This window comes from Streptomyces sp. RerS4 (assembly GCF_023515955.1).
Taxonomy (GTDB): domain Bacteria; phylum Actinomycetota; class Actinomycetes; order Streptomycetales; family Streptomycetaceae; genus Streptomyces.
The window spans coordinates 37,728-62,381 of the sequence record NZ_CP097323.1; the positions used below are offsets into that span (position 1 = coordinate 37,728).

1 protein-coding gene and 1 pseudogene are annotated in these 24,654 nt (G+C 75.1%); both read right to left on the minus strand.

Features of this window, described 5'->3' with window-relative positions:
- Positions 1 to 5 precede the first annotated feature (5 nt).
- Positions 6 to 10,643, minus strand: a pseudogene (locus tag M4D82_RS33125) (SDR family NAD(P)-dependent oxidoreductase); the annotation flags it as partial.
- Positions 10,644 to 10,743: 100 nt separating this feature from the next.
- A complete protein-coding gene (locus tag M4D82_RS33130; RefSeq protein WP_502989107.1) occupies positions 10,744 to 24,459 on the minus strand; it encodes an SDR family NAD(P)-dependent oxidoreductase in 13,716 nt (4,571 codons plus the stop codon).
- Positions 24,460 to 24,654: the final 195 nt, after the last annotated feature.

The following is a 24,654-nucleotide window of genomic DNA, read 5'->3' on the forward strand; positions in this document are numbered from 1 at the left end:
GACCGTCAGTTCGCGGAACGGCCGAGCTGGTTGTCGATGAAGTCGAAGAGGTCGTCCGCGGAAGCGGATTCGATCGTGTCGGCCAGGTCCTCGGCGCCCGAGTCCGCCGCCGTCGACTCGTTGAGCCGGGACAGGATGGTCTGGAGGCGGACGGAGACCGTGGAGCGCGTCCGGCTGTCCTCGGCGAGGGCGGCGAGCGCCGCCTCCAGCCGGTCCAGTTCGGCCAGCGCGGGCTCGTCGCCCTCGCCGGCGCCGTCGGGCGCCACCTCGCCGAGCACGTGCTCGGCGAGCGCGGTGGGGGTCGGGTGGTCGAAGACGACCGTCGCGGACAGGCGTACCCCCGTCGCGGCGTTGAGCCGGTTGCGCAGCTCCACCGCCGTCATCGAGTCGAAGCCCATCTCCTGGAAGGCCCGGTCGGCCTGCACCGCGTCCTGGCCCGCGTGGCCCAGTACGGTCGCCACCTCGGAGCGGACGAGGTCCAGCACCACCTGCTGCCGCTCCAGCGGGGACAGCCCCGCCAGCCGCGTCGCGAGCAGTTCCACCGAAGCCCCGCCCGACCGCGCGGCCCGCCGGTTCGGCACCCGCACCAGGGCACGGAACACCGGCGGCACCAGACCGTGCGCCCGCATCGCGGACAGGTCGACCGGCAGCGCCACGACCGCCGAGGTGCTCATCGTCAGCGCCGAGTCGAAGAGCGCGGTGCCCTCCTTCGGGGAGACCGGCTTGAAGCCCTCGCGGCCGAACCGCTTGAGGTCGTTCTCGTCCAGCCCCGCGTTGATCCCGTAGCTCAGGCCCCACAGGCCCCACGCCAGGGAGGTCGCCGCGAGTCCCAGGCCCGCCCGGTGGGCGGCGAGCCCGTCCAGGAAGGCGTTGGCCGCCGCGTAGTTGGACTGGCCGGGGCCGCCGATGACACCGACGCTGGAGGAGAACAGGACGAACGCCGTCAGGGGCAGCTCACTCGTCAGCTCGTGCAGGTGCCAGGCCGCGTCCGCCTTCGGCCGCAGCACGGCGTCCAGGCTGTCCGGGGACAGCGCCGCCACCAGACCGTTGTCGAGGACACCGGCCGTGTGCACGACCCCCTTCAGCGGGTGCTCCGCCGGGATCGCCGCCAGTACGGACGCCAGCGCCGCGCGGTCGGAGACGTCCACGGCCGCGAGGGTGACCTCCGCGCCCAGGGCGACGAGCTCCTCGCGCAGCTCCCCGGCCCCGGGGGCCGATCCGCCGCGCCGGCTCGCCAGCACCAGGTGACGTACGCCGTGCTCGGTGACCAGGTGCCGGGCGAACAGGCCGCCCAGCGCGCCGGTACCACCGGTGATCAGCACCGTGCCCTCGGCATCCCACACGGCGCCCCGCGCCCCGGCCTCCACGGCCCGCGCGTCGGCCGCCGCCAGCCGGCGCAGCCTCGGCAGCAGCACCTCGCCGCCGCGCACCGCCGCCTGCGGCTCACCGGAGGCGAGCACCGCCGACAGGGCGTCGACGGGGACGACCGCGTCGCCCGGGTGGTCCAGGTCGACGAGCACGACCCGGTCCGGGGCCTCGGCCTGCGCCGAGCGCAGCAGACCCCACACCGTCGCCGACGCGGGCTCCGGCACCCCGGCGCCGGCGTCCACCGCGCCCCGGGTGACGACCACCAGACGGGTGGCCTCCAACCGGTCGTCGGCCAGCCAGTCCTGGAGCAGGGCCAGCGCGCCCCGCGCGGCGGAGTGGGCCGCGCCCACCACGTCGTCGGACGCGGCGTCGGTGACGGCCCACGCCAGGACGGCGTCCACGGCCGCGCCGGCCTCGGCCGCCTTCCCGACGGCCGCCACGTCCTCGAAGGACGGGCCGTCGACGCCGGCGTCCTCGGCGGCGGAACCGGCGAGCACACCCCAACGGATCCGCTCCGCGGGCTCCGGCAGGGCGGAGGCCACCCAGTCCACCTGGAACAGCGGCCGGTCGCCGCCCTCCGACGCGGTGAACTCGGCGTCCGGCACGTCCCGGAACACCAGGCGCCCGATCGTGGCGACGGCCTGGTCCTCGGCGTCGGACAGGGCCACCGTCACGGCGCCGTCCGGGTCGCCCTCCAGCGGGGCGATCCGCACCCGCACCGCGGTCGCACCGCTCGCGTGGAGCCGTACGTCCTCCCAGCGCGCCGGGATCCGCGTCGTACCGGCCGCGCCCGCGCCCGCGCCGGCGGCGACGGCCGCCTCCAGCAGCACCGGGTGCAGCTCGTACGCGGCGGCGTCGGGCAGCAGCTCCTCCGCCAGCGCCGTCTCGCCGACCTCGCCCGCCGGGAGGGCGGGGGTACCGGCGGCGGCGACGGTCTCGAAGAGGCCGCGCGCGTGGACCGTCCAGGGAGCCTCGGCCTCGTCCACGCGGGTGTGCACCGTGAACGGCCGGCGGCCCGACTCGTCCACCGGGCCCACGCCCAACTGGAGCTGGAGGGCGCCGCCCTCGGGCAGCACCACCGGCGCGCTCAGGTCCAGCTCGGCGAGACCGGCGAGCCCGAGCTCGTCGCTCGCCCGGACGGCCAGCTCCACCAGCGCGGAGCCGGGCAGTACGGGCGCGTCGAAGACGGCCTGCCCGTCCAGCCACGGGTGGCTGCGCACCGACACGCGGGACGTGAACAGCACCTGGTCGGCGCCCGCGATGGTGACGGCCGCGCCCAGAAGCGGGTGCCCCGTCGGGTTCAGACCGAACCCGGTGTCCGCCGCCGCGCCCGAGCCCTTCAGCCAGAAGGCCTCGTGCCGGAACGCGTACGTCGGCAGGTCGACCGGGCGGGCGCCCGAACCGGCGAAGTACGCCTCCCAGTCGACGCGCACGCCCCGGCTGTGCAGCCGGCCGACGCCGGCGAGGAGCGTCTCGGCCTCCGGCCGACCCCGCCGCACCAGTGGTACGGCCACCGCCGACTCCAGGGTGTCCTGGGCGAGGGCGGTCAGGACGGCGTCGGGGCCGATCTCGGTGAAGGTGCTCGCGCCCAGGGCTTCGAGGGAGGCGACCGCGTCCGTGAAGCGGACGGCGCCGCGCACCTGCTCGGCCCAGTAGGCGGCCGTGCGCAGGTCGTCGCCGGTGGCCGGCTTGCCGGTCAGGGTGGAGACGACCGGGATGCGCGGCTCGGCGTAGGTGAGGGTCGCGGCGAGCGCCGTGAACTCCTCCAGCATCGCGTCCATGTGGGGGGAGTGGAAGGCGTGCGAGACGCTCAGGCGCTTGGTCTTGCGGCCCTGCGCCTCGAACCGCTCCGCCACGTGCAGGGCCGTGTCCTCGTCACCGGAGATGACCACGGACGAGGGCCCGTTGATCGCGGCGATCGCCAACTCGCTCTCGCGTCCTGCCAGCAGGGGGAGGACTTCGTCTTCGGTGGCCTGCAGGGCGATCATGGCGCCGCCGGTGGGCAGGGCCTGCATGAGTCGGGCGCGGGCGGCGACCAGCTTCGCGGCGTCGGCGAGGGTGAGGACGCCGGCGATGTGGGCGGCGGCGATCTCGCCGATGGAGTGGCCGGCCAGCAGGTCGGCCTTGATGCCCCAGGATTCGATGAGGCGGTAGAGGGCGACTTCGACGGCGAAGAGGGCGGGTTGGGTGTTGCCCGTCTCGTCGAGGCCTTCGCCGGAGGTGATGACCTCGCGGATCGGGCGTTCCAGGTGGCGGTCGAGTTCGGCGGTGACGGCGTCGAAGGCGGTGGCGTAGGCGGGGAAGGCGGCGTAGAGCTCCTCGCCCATGCCGAGGCGCTGCGCGCCCTGGCCGGTGAACAGGAACGCCGACTTGCCCGACGTACGGCTGTCGCGCACCGCGTTCGGCGCCGAGGCACCCGACGCCAGCGCCCGCAGCCCCGCGAGGAGCGTCTCCCGGTCGGCGCCGACGACCACGGCCCGGTGCTCGAACAGCGAACGGGCCGTCGCCAGCGACAGACCGATGTCGCGCGGCTCCGCGTCACCGGCCGCCTCCAGCAGGCGTTCGGCCTGCGCGGTGAGCGCCTCGGCGGTCTTGCCGGACAGCAGCCACGGCACCACCGGCAGCGGCGCGCCGGCCTCCCGCGCCGGCTCCGGCCGGGCCGCGGGCTGCTCGATCACCACGTGCGCGTTGGTCCCGCTGATGCCGAACGAGGAGATGCCCGCGCGGCGCGGCCGCCCGTACGACTCCCACGGACGGGCCTCGGTCAGCAGGGAGACGGCGCCCGCCTCCCAGTCGACGTGCCCGGACGGCGCGTCCACGTGCAGGGTCCGCGGCAGCACCTCGTGGCGCATGGCCTCGATCATCTTGATGACGCTGCCCACGCCGGCCGCGGCCTGCGTGTGCCCGATGTTCGACTTCAGCGAGCCCAGCCACAGCGGACGGTCCTCGGAGCGGCCCTGGCCGTAGGTGGCCAGCAGGGCCTGCGCCTCGATGGGGTCGCCGAGGGTGGTGCCCGTACCGTGCGCCTCGACCACGTCGACGTCGGCGGTGTTCAGGCCCGCGTTGGCCAGGGCCTGGCGGATGACCCGCTCCTGGGAGGGGCCGTTGGGGGCGGTCAGGCCGTTGGAGGCGCCGTCCTGGTTGATGGCCGAGCCCCGGATCACCGCGAGGACGGTGTGCCCGTTGCGCTCGGCGTCCGAGAGCCGTTCGACCAGCAGCAGGCCGACGCCCTCCGACCAGCCGGTGCCGTCGGAACCGGCCGCGAACGGCTTGCAGCGCCCGTCGGGGGAGAGCCCGCGCTGACGCGAGAACTCCACGAAGGTGGTCGGCGTCGACATCACCGTCGCACCGCCGGCCAGTGCCATGTCGCACTCGCCGGAGCGCAGGGCGTTCGCCGCCATGTGCAGGGCGACCAGCGAGGAGGAGCAGGCCGTGTCGACGGTGACCGCCGGACCCTCCAGACCCAGGTTGTACGAGACCCGGCCCGAGGCGACGCTGCCCGCGTTGCCGCTGGCGAGGTAGCCCTCCAGGTCCTCGGGGATCGTCGCGAGACCGGAGCCGTAGTCGTGGTACATCACACCGGCGAACACACCCGTCCGGGTGCCGCGCAGGGCGGCCGGGACCAGGCCCGCGTTCTCGATGGTCTCCCAGGCCGTCTCCAGCAGCAGCCGCTGCTGTGGGTCGGTGGCCAGCGCCTCGCGCGGGGACATCCCGAAGAACTCCGGGTCGAACAGGTCCGCGTCGTGCAGGAAGCCGCCGCCCTGGGCGTACGTGGTGCCCGTGTGGTCGGGGTCCGGGTGGTAGAGGTTCTCCAGGTCCCAGCCGCGGTTCGACGGGAACGGGGTGATCGCGTCCGTGCCCTCGGAGACGAGCCGCCACAGATCGGCCGGGGACGACACCCCGCCCGGGTAACGGCAGGCCATGCCGACGATGGCGATCGGCTCCAGCGAGCCCGTGTCCGCGGCCACCACGACCGGCGCCGCGCTCTGCTCGCCGCCGAACAGCTCGGCCGACAGGTGCGCGGCCAGCGCGGCCGGGTTCGGGTAGTCGAAGACGAGGGTGCTGGGCAGCCGCATGCCCGTCGTGGAGTTCAGCTGGTTGCGCAGCTCCACGGCGGTCAGCGAGTCGAAGCCCAGCTCCTGGAAGGCGCGTTCGGCGTCGATGCTGCTGTGGTCCGAGTGCCCGAGCACCGCCGCGACCTGCGCGCGCACCAGGTCGGTGAGGGCCTGGTCCCGCTCGGCCGGGGACAGAGCGCCCAGCCGCTGGGCGAGCGAGGAGCCGCCGGCCGCCTGGCCGGAGGCCGCCGCCCGGCGCGGGGCGGCCGTGACCAGCCCGCGGAAGAGCGGGTGCGGGCCGTCGGCCTGCTTGCGCAGCGCGGCCGTGTTCAGCCGGGTCGCGGCGAGTACCGCCTCGCCCGTGCCGGGGGCCGCGTCGAAGAGGTCCATGGCGTCCGCCGAGGACAGCGGCAGCAGGCCGGTGCGCTCGATGCGCTTGAGGTCGGCCTCGTCCAGCTGCCCGCTGATGGTGGAGGCCTGGGCCCACAGGCCCCAGGCCAGCGAGGTGCCGGGCAGGCCCTGGGCCTGGCGGTACTGGGCGAGGGCGTCGAGGAAGGTGTTGCCCGCCGCGTAGTTGGCCTGGCCGGCGTTGCCGATCAGACCCGCGATGGACGAGTACAGGATGAACGCGGAGAGGTCGAGGTCCTTCGTCAGCTCGTGCAGGTTCCAGGCCGCGTCCACCTTCGGCTGGAGCACCTTCGCGAGCCGCTCCGGGGTGAGCGAGGACAGCAGGCCGTCGTCCAGCACACCGGCCGTGTGCACGACCGCGCCCAGCGGTCGGTCCGCCGGGATCGCCGCGAGGACGTCGGCCAGCGCCTGACGGTCGGCCACGTCACAGGCGGCGACGGTGACCTGGGCGCCGAGCCCGGTCAGCTCCGCCTCCAGCTCGGCCGCGCCCGCCGCCTCGATGCCGCGCCGGCTGAGCAGCAGCAGGTGCCGCGCGCCGTGCTCGGTGACCAGGTGGCGGGCCAGTACGCCGCCCAGCGCGCCCGTCGCACCGGTGATCAGGGTCGTGCCCCGGTCCCAGCGGGCGGTCTTCGCCTCGGGGTCCTGCTGCGTGCGCGCCAGGCGCGGCACCCGCAGCTCCGTACCCCGTACGGCGATCTGCGGCTCGCCGCTCGCCACGGCTGCGACGGGGAGGCTGTCGCCGGCGGCCTCGTCGAGGTCGACCAGGACGATCCGGCCCGGGTTCTCGCTCTGCGCCACGCGCAGCAGACCCCAGGCGGCGGCGTGCGCCAGGTCGGTGACGGGCTCCCCGACGGTGGTGGCGAGGCCGCCCCGGGTGACCACCACGAGGGTGGCGTCGGCGACGCGTTCGTCCGCCAGCCAGGACTGGGCCGTGGCCAGCAGTTCCCGTACCGCGTCGTGCGTGGCGACGGGCACCGGCGCCGACGCGTCGATCGGGGCCGGGGCGAACAGCACCGTGGCGGGCACGCTCTCCAGCGCCGCCACCTCCTCCAGGGAGGCGTACGCGGCGGCCCCCGCGACCGTGAGGTCGCCGACGACGGCCCAGCCGGAGGTGTCCACCGCGTCGCCGCCGCCCGAGGCGGGCAGCGCGTTCCAGGCGACCTTGAACAGCCCGTCCCGGGCCGCCGAGTTCGCCTCGCGCAGCGCCTCCTTCGACAGCGGACGCAGCAGCAGCGACTCGACGGTCGCCACCGGGGCGCCCGTCCCGTCGGCCACCGTCAGCGAGGCCACCTCGGGGCCGGTCAGCGTGATCCGCACGCGCAGGGTCGCGGCGCCGGTCGCGTGCACGCTCACCCCGGACCAGGAGAACGGCAGCAGCGCCACCCGGTCGTCGTCCACCACACCCGGCAGCAGCGGGTGCAGCGCGGAGTCCAGCAGCGAGGGGTGCAGCAGGAACCGGCCCGCGTCGGCGCGCTGCGCGTCGGGCAGCGTCAGCTCGGCGAAGATCTGCCCGTCGCCCTTCCAGACGCGGCGCAGGCCCTGGAAGGCCGGACCGTACGCGTAGTCCTGCGCGGCGAGCCGCTCGTAGACCCCCTCCAGGGAGACCTCGGTCGCCCCGGCCGGGGGCCACACCATCAGGGCCTCGCCGCCGGCCTCGCCGGCCGGGGCCAGCAGGCCCTTGGCGTTGAGGGTCCACGGGCGGGCCTCGGCGGGCGCGTCGGCCGCGTCACCGTCGTGGCGGGAGTAGACGTCGATGCTCCGGCGGCCCGCGCCGTCCGCGTCACCGACCACCAGCTGGAGCTGGACGCCGCCGCTCGCGGGCAGCACCAGCGGCGCCGACAGGGTCAGTTCCTCGATCTGCGGGGTGGCGAGCCGCTCGCCGGCCAGTACGGCCAGCTCCACGAAGGCGGTGCCCGGCAGCAGGACCGTGCCGAGGACGGCGTGGTCGGCGAGCCAGGGGTGCGTGCGCAGGGACAGCCGGCTGGTGAAGAGGGTCTGGTCGCCGTCGGCCAGGTCCAGGGTGGCGCCGAGGATCGGGTGGTCCGTCGCGCTCAGGCCCAGGCCCGTCGCGTCGGCGGCGGCCTCGGCCTGGTCGAGCCAGTAGCGCTCGCGCTGGAAGGCGTACGTCGGCAGGTCGACGTCCTGCTCCGGGGCGCCCAGGTAGGCGGCCCAGTCGGCCTTGCCGGTGCGGGCGTGCACCTGCCCGACGGCGAGGACGAGCTGCTGCGCCTCGGGGCGGCCGGCGCGCAGGCCCGCCACGGCGAGGGCGCTGCCGGCGCCCTCGAAGGAGCCGGCGGCCAGCGCGGTGAGGACGGCGTCGGGGCCGATCTCGGTGAAGGTGGTCGCGCCGAGGGCTTCGAGGGAGCGGACGGCGTGGGTGAAGCGGACGGCGCCGCGGACCTGCTCGGCCCAGTAGGCGGCCGTGCGCAGGTCGTCGCCGGTGGCGAGTTCGCCGGTGAGGGTGGAGACGACGGGGATCTTCGGCGCCTCGTAGGTGAGGGTGGCGGCGAGCGCCGTGAACTCCTCCAGCATCCCGTCCATGTGGGGGGAGTGGAAGGCGTGCGAGACGCTCAGGCGCTTGGTCTTGCGGCCCAGCTCGGTGATCTTCGCGGCGACCTCGACGGCCGCGTCCTCGTCACCGGAGATGACGACCGACGAGGGCCCGTTGATCGCGGCGATGGCGAGGCGGTCCGTCAGGCCTTCGAGCAGGGGGAGGACTTCGTCTTCGGTGGCCTGGAGGGCGATCATGGCGCCGCCGGTGGGCAGGGCCTGCATGAGTCGGGCGCGGGCGGCGACCAGCTTCGCGGCGTCGGCGAGGGTGAGGACGCCGGCGATGTGGGCGGCGGCGATCTCGCCGATGGAGTGGCCGGCCAGCAGGTCGGCCTTGATGCCCCAGGATTCGATGAGGCGGTAGAGGGCGACTTCGACGGCGAAGAGGGCGGGTTGGGTGTTGCCCGTCTCGTCGAGGCCTTCGCCGGAGGTGATGACCTCGCGGATCGGGCGTTCCAGGTGGCGGTCGAGTTCGGCGGTGACGGCGTCGAAGGCGGTGGCGTAGGCGGGGAAGGCGGCGTAGAGCTCCTCGCCCATGCCGAGGCGCTGGGCGCCCTGGCCGGTGAACAGGAACGCCGACTTGCCCGACGTCTTCACGCCCTGGACCACCGCCGGCGAGGCTTCGCCGGCCGCCAGGGACCGCAGTCCGGCGAGCAGCGCCTCGCGGTCGCCGCCCGCCACGACCGCACGGTGCTCGAACAGCGCGCGGCGGCCGACGAGCGCCCGTGCCACCTCGGCCGGGTCGAGCTCCTCGCGCTCCTCCACGTACGCCAGCAGGCGCGCGGCCTGACCGGCCACGGCCTCGGGGCTCTTGCCGGACAGCACCCACGGAACCACCGGCACGGCGGCGGCCGCGACCGGGACCGGCCGCGCCTCCTCGGCCTCGTCCGCGGGCTCCTCGACCGGGGCCTCCTCGATCACCACGTGCGCGTTGGTGCCGCCGAAGCCGAAGGAGGAGACGCCCGCACGGCGCGGGGTCCCGGTCTCGGGCCACTGACGGGCCTCCTGGAGCAGCGAGACCGCGCCCGCCTCCCAGTCGATGCGCGTCGAGGGCTCCTCGGCGTGCAGGGTCTTGGGCATGAACCCGTGCCGGATCGCCTGCACCATCTTGATGATGCCGCCGACACCGGCCGCGGCCTGGCTGTGCCCGATGTTCGACTTCAGGGAGCCCAGGTACAGCGGACGGTCCTCGGGCCGGTCCTGGCCGTAGGTGGCCAGCAGGGCCTGCGCCTCGATCGGGTCGCCCAGCGAGGTACCCGTACCGTGCGCCTCGACCAGGTCCACGTCGGCCGTGGTCAGACCGGCGTTGGCGAGGGCCTGGAGGATGACGCGCTCCTGCGACGGCCCGTTCGGGGCGGTCAGGCCGTTGGAGGCGCCGTCCTGGTTGACGGCCGTACCGCGGATGACGGCCAGCACCTTGTGCCCGTTGCGACGGGCGTCGGAGAGGCGCTCCACCAGCAGCAGACCCACGCCCTCGGCCCAGCCGGTGCCGTCGGCGTGCTCGGAGAAGGACTTGCAACGGCCGTCGGCCGACAGGCCGCGCAGCCGGGAGAACTCGATGAACGCGGTCGGCGTCGACATGACGGCCGCGCCGCCGGCGAGCGCGAGGTCGCACTCGCCGGAGCGCAGCGCGTTCGCCGCCATGTGCATGGCCACCAGCGAGGAGGAGCAGGCCGTGTCGACGGTCACCGTCGGCCCCTCCAGACCGAAGGTGTACGCGAGCCGGCCCGAGGCGATGCTGCCCGCGCTGCCGCTGAACAGGTAGCCCTCGTTGCCGTCGGCGGGCAGGTTCGGCCGCGAGCCGTAGTCGTTGTACATCAGGCCGGTGAAGACACCGGTACGGCTGCCGCGCAGCGACGCCGGATCGATCCCGGCCCGCTCGAACGCCTCCCACGTGGTCTCCAGCAGCAGTCGCTGCTGCGGGTCCACGGCGAGCGCCTCACGCGGCGACATCCCGAAGAACTCCGGGTCGAACCGGTCGGCCTCGTGCAGGAAGCCGCCCTCGGCCGTGTACGAGGTGCCGGCCGCGTCCGGGTCGGTGTCGTACAGCCGCTCCAGGTCCCAGCCGCGGTTGACGGGGAAACCGCCGACCGCGTCCACCTCGTCGGTGACCAGTTGCCAAAGATCCTCGGGGGTGGCGACCCCGCCGGGGTAACGGCAGGCCATCCCGACGATCGCGATGGGCTCCTGCGCCTTGTCCTCGACCTCGCGCAGACGCTTCTTCGCGTCCCGGGCATCGGCGATGGCCCGCTTGAGGTACTCCCGGAGTTCTTGCTCGTTCGCCACGTGATCTCAGCTCCCCGACGTGATGTGGCTGGGTGATGATGAATGGAGGGTTCGCATACCGGTGCGCGCTTCCGGCTCAGTCCAGGTCGTCGAGGAGCGCGAACAGCTCCTCGTCGCTCGCCTCGTCGAGGTCCGCGTGCGCGTCCTCCTCGGCCTTGCCGCCGCCCGCCGTGTCGGCGATGTCCAGCAGCTCCCGCAGTCGGCCCGTGATCTGGTCGAAGGCCTCGCGGTCCGAGGCGACCGCCTGGATGGCGGACTTCAGCTTGTCGAGGTCCGACAGGACCGGCGCCGCCGCCGACACGTCCTCCACCGTGATCTGCTTGCGCAGGTACGCGGCGAGCGCGGCCGGGTTCGGGTAGTCGAAGACGAGGGTGCTGGGCAGCCGCAGACCCGTCGCCGCGTTCAGCTGGTTGCGCAGCTCCACGGCGGTCAGCGAGTCGAAGCCCAACTCCTGGAAGGCCCGGTCGGCGTCGATGCCGCTGTGGTCGGCGTGGCCGAGCACCGCGGCCACCTGGGCCCGTACGAGGTCGGTCAGCAGCGTGACCCGCTCCTCCTCCGGCAGCGCGCCGAGGCGCTCCGCCAGCGAGGGGCCGCCCTCGGCGCCGCCGGCCGCGCCGCCGCCCGCGACCGCGCGGCGCGGACCGGCCGGAGCCAGGTCCCGCAGCAGCGGCGGCAGCCGGTCGCCCTGCTTGCGCAGGGCCTCCAGCGCGAGCCGGGTGACCGCCAGGACCGGTTCGCCGGTGCCGGGGGCCGCGTCGAAGAGGTCCATGGCGTCGGCCGAGGACAGCGGCAGCAGGCCGAGTCGGGCCAGCCGGCGCAGGTCCGCCTCCTCCAGCGAACCGCTGATGGTGGAGGCCTGGGCCCACAGGCCCCAGGCCAGCGAGGTGCCGGGCAACCCGTTCGCCTGCCGGTACTGGGCGAGGGCGTCGAGGAAGGTGTTGCCCGCCGCGTAGTTGGCCTGGCCGGCGTTGCCGATCAGACCCGCGATGGACGAGTAGAGGACGAAGGCCGACAGGTCGAGGTCCTTGGTGAGCTCGTGCAGGTTCCAGGCCGCGTCCACCTTCGGCGCGAGCACCTTCTCCAGCCGCTCCGGCGTCAGGTCCGAGAGCACCGTGTCGTCCAGCACACCGGCCGTGTGGATCACGCCGGTCAGCGGAGCATGCTCCGGGATCGCGGCCAGCACACCGGCCAGCGACTCCCGGTCCGTCACGTCACAGGCCGCGACGGTGACCTCGGCGCCGAGCCCGGTCAGCTCCGTACGCAGCTCCTCGGCGCCCGGGGCGTCGATGCCGCGCCGGCTGAGCAGCAGCAGGTGCCGCGCGCCGTGCTCGGTGACCAGGTGGCGGGCCAGTACGCCGCCCAGCGCACCGGTCGCACCGGTGATCAGGGTCGTGCCCTGGTCCCAACGCGGCCGCGTCGCCTCCTCGTCCTGCCGGGTCCGCGCCAGGCGCGGCACCCGCAGCTCGTCGCCGCGCACCGCGATCTGCGGTTCGCCGGCGCCGAGCGCGGCGGCGGGGAGGGTGTCCCCGTCGAGGTCCACCAGGACGATCCGGCCCGGGTTCTCCGTCTGCGCCACGCGCACCAGACCCCAGACACCGGCCTGCGCCAGGTCCGTGACGCCCTCGCCCGCGGTCGTGGCGATCGCGCCCCGGGTCGCCACCACGAGGGTGGAGTCCTCGAACCGCGCGTCGGCCAGCCAGGACTGGAGCGCCGCCAGGCTCTCGCGCAGCGTCCGGCGCGCGGCCTCCACGACGTCCCCGGTACCCGTCGCCGGAGCCAGCACCACCGTGGCGGGTACGTTCTCCAGCGCCGCCACCTCCTCCAGGGAGGCGTACGAGGACGCCCCCGCGAGCGTGACGTCACCGACGACCGCCCACCCGGAGGTGTCCACGGAGCCGGCCGGGGCGGGCAGCGCGTTCCACGCCACCCGGAACAGTCCGTCCCGGGCCGTCGACGCCGCCTCGCGCAGCGCCTCCTTCGACACCGGACGCAGCAGCAGCGACTCCACCGAGGCCACCGGGGCGCCGGTGGCGTCGGCCACCGTCAGCGAGGCCTGGAGCGTCTCCGTCTCCTGCCCGGACAGCGCCAGCCGCACCCGCAGCGCGGTGGCGCCCACCGCGTGGACGCTCACCCCGGCCCAGGAGAACGGCAGTCGGGCCTGACCCGACTCGAAGGCCACCCCCGGCAGCAGCGGGTGCAGCGCCGCGTCCAACAGCGCAGGGTGCAGCAGGAAGGCGCCCGCGTCGGCGCGCTGCGCCTCCGGCAGCCGCACCTCGGCGAAGATCTCGTCCTCGCCCAGCGTCCACAGCCGCGACAGGCCCTGGAAGGCCGGCCCGTAGGCGTAGCCCAGCGAGTCGAGCCGCTCGTAGACCCCCTCCAGGGAGACCTCCGCGGCGCCCGCCGGCGGCCAGGCCGTCAGGGCCTCGCCCGCGTCGCCCGCCGGGGCCAGCGCGCCGTTCGCGTTCAGAGCCCACGGCCGGTCGGTGGCCACGTCGCCGTCGTCGGGCCGCGAGAACACCTCGACCGTACGCCGACCCGCGCCGTCCGCCTCGCCGACGACCACCTGCACCTGCACGCCGCCCTGTTCGGGCAGGACCAGCGGCGCCGACAGCATCAGCTCCTCGACCCGCTCCACGCCGAGCTGCTCGCCCGCGCGGGCGGCCAGCTCCACCAGACCGGTGCCGGGCACCAGCACCGTGCCGTGCACGGCGTGCTCGGTCAGCCAGCCGTGCGTGCGGCGCGAGAGCCGGCCCGTGAACAGGTACTCGTCCCGGTGCGCGCTCGCCACGGCCGCGCCCAGCAGCGGGTGACCGGTTGCCGCCAGGCCCAGCCCGGCCGCGTCCGCCGGGGCCTTCGGGTCGTCCAGCCAGTACCGCTCGTGCTGGAACGCGTACGTCGGCAGGGTGACCGTACGGGCACCCGGGAACAGCTTCGCGAAGTCCGGCCGGGCGCCGCGCATCCGCAGCAACGCCATCGCCCCGGCCACGCTCTCGCCCTCGGGCCGATCCCGGCGCAGGGCCGGCACCAGCGCGCCCGCCTCCTGCTCCAGGGAGCCCTGGGCCAGCGCGGTCAGCACCCCGTCCGGGCCCAGCTCCAGGAAGTCGGTGACGCCCTGCGCCTCCAGGTAGCGCACCCCGTCCGCGAAGCGCACGGCCTCGCGGATGTGGGTGGCCCAGTACTGCGGCGAGGTCAGCTGCTCGACGGTGGCCAGCGTGCCGGTGACGTTCGAGACGACCGGGATGCGCGGCTCGCGGAACGTCAGCCCCGAGGCGACCTCCACGAACTCCTCCAGCACCTCGTCCATGTGCGGCGAGTGGAAGGCGTGCGAGACCGGCAGCCGCTTGGTGCGGGCCCCCTTCGCCCGCCACGCGTCGCACACCTCGTCCACGACCTCGGCGTCACCCGAGATCACCATCGAGGTCGGGCCGTTGACGCCGGCGATCGCCACCGCGTTCCCGTACGGGGCCAGCGAGGCGCGCACCTCCTCCTCGGTGCCCTGGATCGCGGCCATCGCCCCGCCCTCGCGGGCGGCCTGCATCAGCCGGCCGCGCTCGGCGACCAGGCAGCAGGCGTCGCCCAGTTCGAGGACGCCCGCCAGGTAGGCGGCGGTGACCTCGCCGATGGAGTGGCCCAGCAGGTAGTCCGGGGTGAAACCGTGGTGCTCGAAGAGCCGGTACAGGGCCACCTCGATGGCGAACAGCGCGGCCTGCGTGAACGACGTCTGGTCGATCAGCGCCGAGTCCGCCGAGTGCTCCGGCGCGAACAGCACCTCCTTGATGGGCCGTGCCAGTTCGGCGTCGAAGCGGTCGCAGATCTCGTCCAGCGCCTTCGCGAACACCGCGTTCGTGGCGTACAGCTCCCGGCCCATGCCCAGGCGCTGGCTGCCCTGCCCGGTGAAGAGGAAGGCCGTCTTGCCGGGCCGCGCCGAGCGGCCCCGTACGACGTTGCTCGCGGACTCGCCGTGCGCCAGCGACGACAGGCCCCGGATCAGGGACTCCCGGTCGGCGCCGACCACGGCCGCGCTGTGCTCCATGACCGCGCGGCCGGTGGCCAGCGAGTAGCCGATGTCGGCGGCCGACAGCTCCGGGTGGTCCAGGGCGAAGCGGTGCAGGCGGGCCGCCTGCGCCCGGACGGCCTTCTCGTCCTTGCCGGACACCAGCCACGGCAGGACGCCGGCGGCGTCGGGCGCCGGCGCGGGCCGCCGCTCGGCGGGGGCCGCCGGGGGCTCCTCGATGATCACGTGGGCGTTGGTGCCGCTGATGCCGAACGAGGACACGCCGGCCCGGCGCGGCCGGTCGCGCTCCGGCCAGGGGGTCTCCTCGGTCAGCAGCGCCAGCGCGCCCGCCTCCCAGTCCACGTGCGGGGAGGGCTCGTCCACGTGCAGGGTGCGCGGCAGGGTGGCGTGCCGCATCGCCTCGATCATCTTGATGACGCCGCCGACGCCGGCCGCCGCCTGGCTGTGCCCGATGTTCGACTTGAGGGAGCCGAGGTACAGCGGCTGGTCCTCGGCCCGGTCCTGGCCGTAGGTGGCCAGCAGGGCCTGCGCCTCGATGGGGTCGCCGAGGGTGGTGCCGGTGCCGTGCGCCTCGACCGCGTCGACGTCCGCCGGGTTCAGGCCGGCGTTGGCGAGGGCCTGGCGGATGACCCGCTCCTGGGCCGGGCCGTTGGGGGCGGTCAGGCCGTTGGAGGCGCCGTCCTGGTTGATGGCGGTGCCGCGGATGACGCCGAGGATCCGGTGGCCGTTGCGCTTGGCGTCGGACAGCCGCTCCACCAGGAGCAGGCCGACGCCCTCGGACCAGCCGGTGCCGTCCGCGCTCGCCGAGAAGGACTTGCAGCGGCCGTCGGGGGAGAGCCCGCGCTGACGGGAGAACTCCACGAAGGTGTGCGGGCTGTTCATGACGGTGACACCGCCCGCGAGCGCGAGGTCGCACTCGCCGGAGCGCAGCGCGTTCGCCGCGAGGTGCATGGCCACCAGTGAGGAGGAGCAGGCCGTGTCGACGGTGACCGCCGGACCCTCCAGGCCGTACGTGTACGACAGCCGGCCGGAGATGACGCTGGAGAGGTTGCCCGCCAGCAGGAAGCCCTCGAACTCCTCCGGGACGGAGCTCAGCCGCGACGCGTAGTCGTCGTACATCGCGCCGGTGAACACACCGGTGTTGGTGCCGCGCACCAGCGCCGGGTCGATGCCCGCGCTCTCGAACGTCTCCCAGGCCGTCTCCAGCAGCAGGCGCTGCTGCGGGTCGGTCGCGGTCGCCTCGCGCGGGGAGATCCCGAAGAACTCCCGGTCGAAGAGGTCCGCCTCGTGCAGGAAGCCGCCCTCACGGACGTAACTGGTGCCCGTGCGCTCCGGGTCCGGGTCGTACAGGTTGTCCAGGTCCCAGCCGCGGTTGACGGGGAAGCCGCTGACGGCGTCCACCCCGTCGGCCACCAGCCGCCACAGGTCGGCCGGGGAGTTGACCCCGCCCGGGAAACGGCAGGCCATGCCGACGATCGCGATCGGCTCGTCCGAGGCGCCCTTGGCGCGGGCCTTCACGGCCTTCGCCGGGGCGGCGCCGCCGTCCGCCGACACCTTCGAGAGCACGTACGTGGCCAGGGCGGCCGGCGTCGGGTGGTCGAACACGGCCGTCGCCGGCAGGCGCAGGCCGGTGGCCGCGCCGAGCCGGTTGCGCAGGTCCACGCCCGCCATCGAGTCGAAGCCGATGTCGTTGAAGGCCCGCTGCGGGTCGATGGAGGTCGCGCCCGCGTGACCGAGCACCGAGGCCACGGTGGAGCGCACGAGGTCCAGTACGGCCTCGGCCCGCTTGTCCTCGGGGAGCGCGGCGATCTGCCGGCCCCAGCCCGAGTCACCGGCCCCGCCGGCCGCGCCGGCCTGCGCGGCGCGGCGGGTACGGGTGCGCACCAGCCCCCGGTAGAGGGCGGGCGGCGCCTGCGTCCCGCTGCGGAAGCGGGCCAGGTTCAGCGCCACCGGCACCAGCAGCGGTCGCTCGCCGGACAGGGCCGCGTCGAACAGGGCGAGGCCCTGCTCCGGGGTGAGCGGGGTCATGCCGGCCCGGTCCCAGCGGGCGAGGTCGGCCTCGGTGAGGCCCGCGCCCATGCCGTGGCTGGAGTCCCACAGGCCCCAGGCCAGGGAGGTCGCGGCCAGGCCGGACGCGCGGCGGTGCGCGGCGAGGGCGTCCAGGTAGGTGTTGGCGGCGGCGTAGTTGGCCTGGCCGGCGGTGCCGGTCAGACCGGACACCGAGGAGAACAGGACGAACGCCGCCAGGGGCAGCTCACTGGTCAGCTCGTGCAGGTTCCAGGCAGCGTCCACCTTCGGCCGCAGCACCGCCGAGACCTGCTCGGGGGTCAGGGACTCCACCGTCGAGTCGTCCAGCACACCGGCCGTGTGCACCACGGCCGTCAGCGGGTGCTCCGGGTCCACGGCGGCCAGCAGCTCCGCGACCGACGCCCGGTCGGCGGCGTCGGCCGCGACCACGCGCACCTGCGCGCCCAGCGCGGACAGTTCCGCGACGAGGGTGTCCGCGCCCGGGGTCGCCGGACCGCGCCGGCTGGACAGCAGCAGGTGCCGTACGCCGTGCCCGGACACCAGGTGCCGGGCGAACAGCGCGCCCAGCCCGCCGGTACCGCCGGTCACCAGGACCGTTCCGGCCGGGTCGAGGACGGGCTCCGCCGGGGCGGACGCCGCCGCGCGGGCCAGGCGCGGCGCGTACAGGGCGCCTTCGCGGACCGCGAGCTGCGGCTCGCCCGTGGCGAGGGCGGCGGCGAGCGGCGCGTCGCCGGCGGCCGGGTCGGCGTCGATCAGCACGAGGCGCTCGGGGTGCTCGGACTGCACCGAGCGGATCAGACCCCACACGGGGGCCGCGTCCAGGTCGGTGACGTCCTCGCCGGGCAGGGCGGCCACCGCGCCGGAGGTGACGAACACCAGCCGGGAGTCGGCGAACCGCTCGTCGGCCAGCCACCGCTGGACGAGGGCGAGGGTCTCCAGGGTCGTGCGGTGCGCGCCCTCGATGCCGGCGCCGCTGCCGGCGAGCCGGACCAGAACGTCCTGGCCGGCCTCGGCGGCGGCGAGGTCGGCCGTCTCGGACCAGGAGGGCTCCGCGCCCTCGGGGGCCGCCACGGACGCCCACTCCACCGCGTACAGCGCGTCGTCGCCGCTGTCGGCGGAGGCGGCCGTCAGCTGCTCCTTCGCGACCGGACGCAGCGTCAGCGACTCCACCTCCGCGACGGGCGCGCCCGTCGCGTCGGCCAGGGTCAGCCGGTAGGTGTCGGTCCCGACGGGGGAGATGTGCACCCGCAGCTCGGCGGCGCCCGCCGCGTACAGCGAGATCCCCGACCAGGCGAACGGCAGCCGGATCCGGTCGGTGTCGCCGGGCGCCGCCGCGTCCAGCACCAGCGGGTGCAGGACGGAGTCGAACAGCGCGGGGTGCACCCCGAAGCGGCCGGCGCTCTCGCGCTGCTCCTCGGGCAGGCGCACCTCGGCGTACAGGTCCTCGCCGTCCCGCCAGAAGGCCCGCAGCCCCTGGAAGGCGGGCCCGTACGCGTAACCGAGCCCGGCGAGGCGTTCGTAGACGTCCTCCAGCGGCTGCGCCTCGGCGTCGGCCGGCGGCCACGCGGCCAGGCCGGCGTCGGCCTGCGGGGCGCCGGCCTCGGCCAGCGCGCCCGTCGCGTGCCGCGTCCACGGCTGCGCCTGGTCCTCGCCCGTGTCGGGGCGGGCGTGGATGGAGAACGGGCGGACACCGGAGGCGTCCGGGGCGCCGACCGCGACCTGCACGCGGACCGGCTCGCGGCCGATCAGCGCGAGCGGCGCCTCCAGGGTCAGTTCCTCGACACGGGTGAAGCCGAGGTGGTCGCCGGCGGCGACGGCCAGCTCCAGGAAGCCGGTGGCGGGCACCAGCACGGTGGTGCCGATGGTGTGGTCCGTCAGCCACGGGTGGCCGCCGACCGAGATCCGGCTCGTGAACAGGGCGTCCTCACGGTCCGCGAACTCCACCGTGGTGGACAGCAGCGGGTGTTCGGAGGCGTCCAGGCCCAGGCTGCGGGCGTCGGTGGGCGAGGTCGGGGCGAGCCAGTACGTCTCCCGCTGGAACGGGTACGTCGGCAGCTCGACCGGGGCCGCGCCGGCGCCCGTGCCCGCGTCCGCGAAGAACGTCGCCGCGTCGAGCGTGGCGCCGGCGGTGTGGGCGCGGGCCAGGCCCGCGGTGAAGGTCTCCGCCTCCGGACGACCCGCCCGCAGCAGCGGCACGGCCACCACCGGGGCGTCCTCCAGGGCGCCCTGCGCCAGCGCGGTCAGCACCGCGTCCGGACCGGCCTCGACGAAGACGGTCGCGCCCTGCGCGGCCAGCTCCAGCGTGGCGTCGTGGAAGCGCACGGCGGCGCGGATCTGGTGCGCCCAGTAGTCGGGGGAGGTCAGTTCGGCGTCGCCGGCGAGCTTGCCGGTGACGGTGGAGACGACCGGGATGGTCGGCGCCGAGAAGGTCAGCGACGCGGCGACCGCGCGGAACTCGTCGAGGATCTCCGCCATGTGCGGCGAGTGGAAGGCGTGCGAGACCGTCAGGCGCTTGGTCTTGCGGCCCTGCTCGCGCCACTGCGCGGCGATGGTCTCGGCGACGTCCTCGTCACCGGAGATCACGACGGAGTTCGCCCCGTTGACGGCGGCGATCGACACCGCGTCCTCGTGGCCGGCCAGCGAGGCGGCGACCTCCGCCTCCGTGCCCTGGACGGCGATCATCGCGCCGCCGGAGCGGGCCGACTGCATCAGTCGGCCGCGCGCGGCCACCAGGCGCGCCGCGTCCTCCAGCGTCAGCACGCCGGCCGCGTGGGCGGCGGACAGCTCGCCGATGGAGTGGCCGGCGAGCAGGTCGGGGGTGACCCCGTGGTGCTCCAGCAGCCGGAAGAGGGCCACCTCGATCGCGAACAGCGCGGGCTGGGTGTACGTCGTCTCGTCCAGCAGGGCCGCCTCGGGGCTGCCCTCGGCGGCGAAGACGACCTCGCGCAGCGGACGCTCCAGGTGGGCGTCGAGCGCGGCGAACACCGCGTCGAGGGCGCGGGCGAAGACCGGGTGGCGCTCGTACAGTTCGCGGCCCATGCCCAGGCGCTGGGCGCCCTGGCCGGTGAAGAGGAACGCGGTGCGGCCGGCCGCCGCGGCCCTGCCGGTGACCACGTTCGGGGCGCCGGCGCCCTCGGCGAGCGCGCCCAGCCCGGCGAGCAGGGCGGCGCGGTCCTCGGCGAGGACGACGGCCCGCTCCTCGAAGACGGTACGGCTGCCCGCGAGCGCCCGCCCGACGGCGGCGGCGTCGATGTCCGCGTCGGTGGTCAGGAGCGCGCGCAGCCGCTCGGCCTGCGCCGCCAGCGCCCGCGGGGTGCGGGCCGACAGCGGCCAGGGCGCGGGCAGTTCGGGCGCCTCGGCGGGCGCGCCGGCCGGCGTCTCGACGGGGGTCGCGGCCGGGGCCTGCTCGATGACCACGTGGGCGTTGGTGCCGCTGATGCCGAAGGAGGAGACGGCGGCGCGGCGCGGCCGGCCCGTCTCGGGCCAGGCCCGCTCCTCGGTGAGCAGTTCCACCGACCCCGCCGACCAGTCGATGTGCGCGGACGGGCGCTCGGCGTGCAGGGTGCGGGGCAGGACGCCGTGGCGGATCGCCTCGACCATCTTGATGACCCCGCCGACGCCGGCGGCGGCCTGCGCGTGGCCGATGTTCGACTTGAGGGAGCCCAGGAACACCGGGGAGCGGTCCTCGCGGGCGCTGCCGTAGGTGGCCATGATGGCCTCGGCCTCGATCGGGTCGCCGAGCTTGGTGCCGGTGCCGTGCGCCTCGACGGCGTCCACGTCCGTGGTGTCCAGGCCCGAGTCGGCGAGCGCCTGGCGGATGACCCGCTGCTGGGCGAGGCCGCTCGGGGCGGTCAGGCCGTTGGAGGCGCCGTCCTGGTTGATGGCGGAGCCGCGCAGCACGGCGAGGACGGTGTGCCCGTTGCGTTCGGCGTCGGAGAGCCGCTCCACGAGGAGCAGGCCCACGCCCTCGGCCCAGCCGGTGCCGTCGGCGTCCGCCGAGAAGGACTTGCAGCGACCGTCGGGGGCCAGGCCCCGCTGGCGGGAGAACTCCACGAACATGCCCGGGGAGGACATGACGGTGGCGCCGCCCGCGAGCGCCAGGTTGGTCTCGCCCGAGCGCAGCGAGCGGATCGCCAGGTGCAGGGCGACCAGCGAGGAGGAACAGGCGGTGTCGGTGGTCACGGCCGGGCCGAGCAGGCCCAGCTGGTAGGCGATCCGGCCCGACATCACGCTGCTGGTGGAGCCGGTCAGGATCGAACCCTGGACGCTCTCGGGGGCCTCGTACATGCGCGGCCCGTACTCCAGCGCCGTCGCGCCGACGAACACGCCGGTACGGGTGCCGTGCAGGTCCTCGGGACGGATCCCGGAACGCTCGACGGCCTCCCAGGCGGTCTCCAGCAGCAGCCGCTGCTGGGGGTCCATGGCGAGGGCCTCGCGCGGGGAGATCCCGAAGAACGCGGCGTCGAACTCGCCCGCGTCGTGCAGGAAACCACCGTGGCGCACGGCGGACTTGCCGGGCCGGTCCGGGTCGGCGTCGTAGAGGTCCTCGGGCCAGCCGCGGTTGACCGGGAAACCGGAGACGGCGTCGCCGCCCCGGGCCACCAGGTCCCACAGCTCGGCGGGCGAGGAGATGCCGCCCGGGAAACGGCAGGCCATGCCGACGATCGCGATCGGCTCGTCGGCGTCGGCGCGGCGGGTGAACTCCTCGGCGGCCTCCGCCGCGCCCAGCAGCTCGGCCTCGACGAACTCGGTCAGCGCCTGCGGGGTCGGGTGGTCGAACAGCAGCCCGCCGGGCAGCCGCAGGCCCGTGGCCTCGGCCAGCGCCTTGCGCAGTTCGGTGGTCATCATCGAGGAGAAGCCGAGCTTCTGGAACGGGGTGCGCTGCTCCAGCACCTCGCCCGGCCCGTACTCCAGGATCGCGGTGACGTGCGAGGTCACCAGCTCCGCGACGACGCGGCGGCGTTCGCCCTCGGACAGGGCGGCCAGGCGCCGGCCCAGCTCACCGTGCGGGACGGCCTCGGGGGCGTCGGCGCGCTCCTGCGCCCCGGCCTCGGCGAGGGCCGGGGCCTCCTTGCGGGCGGCGGCGTCGAACCAGTACCGGCGGCGCTCGAAGGCGTACGTCGGCAGGGCGACGCGGGGCGCGTGCGCGCCCTCGTGGCCGAGCCCCGCGTAGACGGCGCTCCAGTCGACGTCGACGCCCCGGGCGAAGAGGGACGCGACGGCGCTGAGCAGGCTCTGCGCCTCCGGGCGGCCCGCGCGCAGCGTGGCGGTCCCGTCGGTCAGGGCGGACAGGACGGCGTCGGGGCCGATCTCCAGGAGGACGTCGGCGCCCAGCTCCGCCAGGGACGTCGCGGCGTCGGCGAAGCGGACGGCGCCGCGCACCTGGTCGGTCCAGTAGCAGGGGGTGCGCAGGTCGTCGCCGGCGGCGGGCTTGCCGGTGAGGGTGGAGACGACGGGGATGCGCGGTTCGGCGTAGGTCAGCTCCTTGGCGACCTTGTGGAACTCCTTGAGCATCCCGTCCATGTGGGGGGAGTGGAAGGCGTGCGAGACGGTCAGGCGCTTGGTCTTGCGGCCCAGGGCGGCGATCCGCAGCGCCACGTCGACGGCCGCGTCCTCGTCGCCGGAGATGACGAGCGAGTCCGGCCCGTTGACGGCCGCGATCGACAGCCGGTCGGCCAGGCCGTCGAGGAAGGGCAGGACCTCCTCCTCCGCGGCCTGTACGGCGATCATCGCGCCGCCGGTCGGCAGCGCCTGCATCAGCCGCGCGCGGGCGGCGACGAGCCTCGCCGCGTCGGCGAGGGTCAGGATGCCCGCGACGTGCGCGGCGGCCAGCTCGCCGATGGAGTGACCGGCCACGAAGTCCGGGGTGACGCCGAAGGACTCGACGAGCCGGTACAGGGCGACCTCGACGGCGAACAGCGCGGGCTGCGTGTTGCCCGTGTCGTCCAGGCCCTCACCGGAGGCGATGACCTCCCACAGCGGGCGCTCCAGCAGCGGGTCCAGCTCGGCGGCGACGGCGTCGAAGGCCTCCGCGAACACCGGGAAGGCGGCGTACAGTTCCTGGCCCATGCCGGGGCGCTGCGCGCCCTGGCCGGTGAAGAGGAACGCGGTGGAGCCGGCGGTCGGCTCGCCCCGTACGACGCCGGCGCCCGGCCGCCCCTCGGCCAGCGCCCGCAGCCCCTCCAGCAGCGCCTGCCGGTCGGAGCCGACGACGACCGCGCGGCGGTCGAAGACGGTACGGGTGGTGGCGAGCGCGAAACCGGTGTCCGCGAGGTTCGGGGCGTCCTCGGCGGCGGCGAACTCCGCCAGCCGGCCGGCCTGCGCCCGCAGGGCCTCCTCCGAGCGGGCGGAGACCACCCACGGCAGGGCGGCGGCCGGCTCGACGCCCGCGTCCGCGCCGGTCGGGGCAGAGGCCGGGGCGCCGGCCGGGGCCTCGGAGACGACGACGTGGGCGTTGGTGCCGCCCATGCCGAACGAGGACACGCCCGCGACCAGCGGACGCCGCGGGTGCGGCCACGCGGAGTGCTCGGCCTGCACGGCGAGGCCCAGCTCGGCGAGGGGGATCGCCGGGTTCGGGGTCTCGAAGTTCAGGCTCGCGGGCAGTTCGCGGCGGTGGATCGACAGCAGCGTCTTGATCAGGCCCGCGATGCCGGCCGCGCCCTCCAAGTGCCCGATGTTGGTCTTCACGGAGCCGACGCGCAGCGGGTCGTCCGCCGGCCGGTCCGCGCCGAGCGCGGCGCCCAGCGCGGCCGCCTCGATGGGGTCGCCGACCGGGGTGCCGGTGCCGTGCAGTTCCACGTACTGGACGCGCTCGGCGTCGCCGAGCGCGGCCCGCTCGTGGGCCAGGCGCAGCACCTGCTCCTGCGCGCTCGCGCTGGGCACGGTCAGGCCGGCGGTGGTGCCGTCGTTGTTGACGGCGCTGCCGCGGATGACGCCGTAGACGCGGTCGCCGTCGGCGAGGGCGGCCTCCAGCGGCTTCAGGACGAGGACGCCGGCGCCCTCACCGGGGACGAACCCGTTGGCGCGGGCGTCGAAGGTGTAGGTGACACCGTCCGGGGAGAGCGCGCCGAAACGTTCCTCCGTGGTGGCGTTCTCCGTCAGCAGGTTCAGGTTCACACCCGCCGCGAGCGCCGTCGTCGACTCGCCGGCCCGCAGGCTCTCGCACGCCAGGTGCACCGCGACCAGCGAGGAGGACTGCGCCGAGTCCACCGTCAGGCTCGGGCCCGTCAGGCCCAGGTAGTAGGAGACCCGGTTCGCGATGACACCGCGGTTGACGCCGGTCATCGTGTGCTGGGTGATGGCCTCCGTGCCGTACTGGTACAGCAGGTTCGTCCAGTCGTCGCGCAGCGTGCCGACGAACACCGACGTCCGGCTGCCGCGCAGGGTCGCCGGGACGATGCCCGCGTCCTCCAACGCCTCCCACGCCAGCTCCAGCACCAGGCGCTGCTGCGGGTCCATCGCCGCCGCCTCGCGCGGCGAGATGCCGAAGAAGCGGGCGTCGAAGAGGTCCACGCCGTCCAGGAACGCGCCGCGCCCCGGACCGTCGCCCGGGGCGGCCGATCCGTCCTCGGGCACGCCCCACCGGCCCGGCGGCACCTCGGCCACCGCGTCGGACCCGCTCCGCAGGAGCTCCCAGAACGCGGCCGGGCTCTCGGCTCCGGGAAGCCGGCAGGACAGCCCCACGACAGCGATCTGCTCCACCTTCTCGGTGCGCGCCCCGGCTGCTACAGGATTCTGCTCACTGGTCACCACGCTCGGCTGCCCTTTCCTGGGATTACTGCGCCCGGTTTGCTGCGCCTGGATTCACCGCTCCTGCTGGATATCCGGCCCATGTCACGTCACGAAAATCCAGTCCTCGACAGGCTAGTAAAGGCAGGTTCACGAACAGTCATGGACCGGTAACTCCCCTCGTTGGAACGCCTGATGAGCGGTCCGTTGCCACAC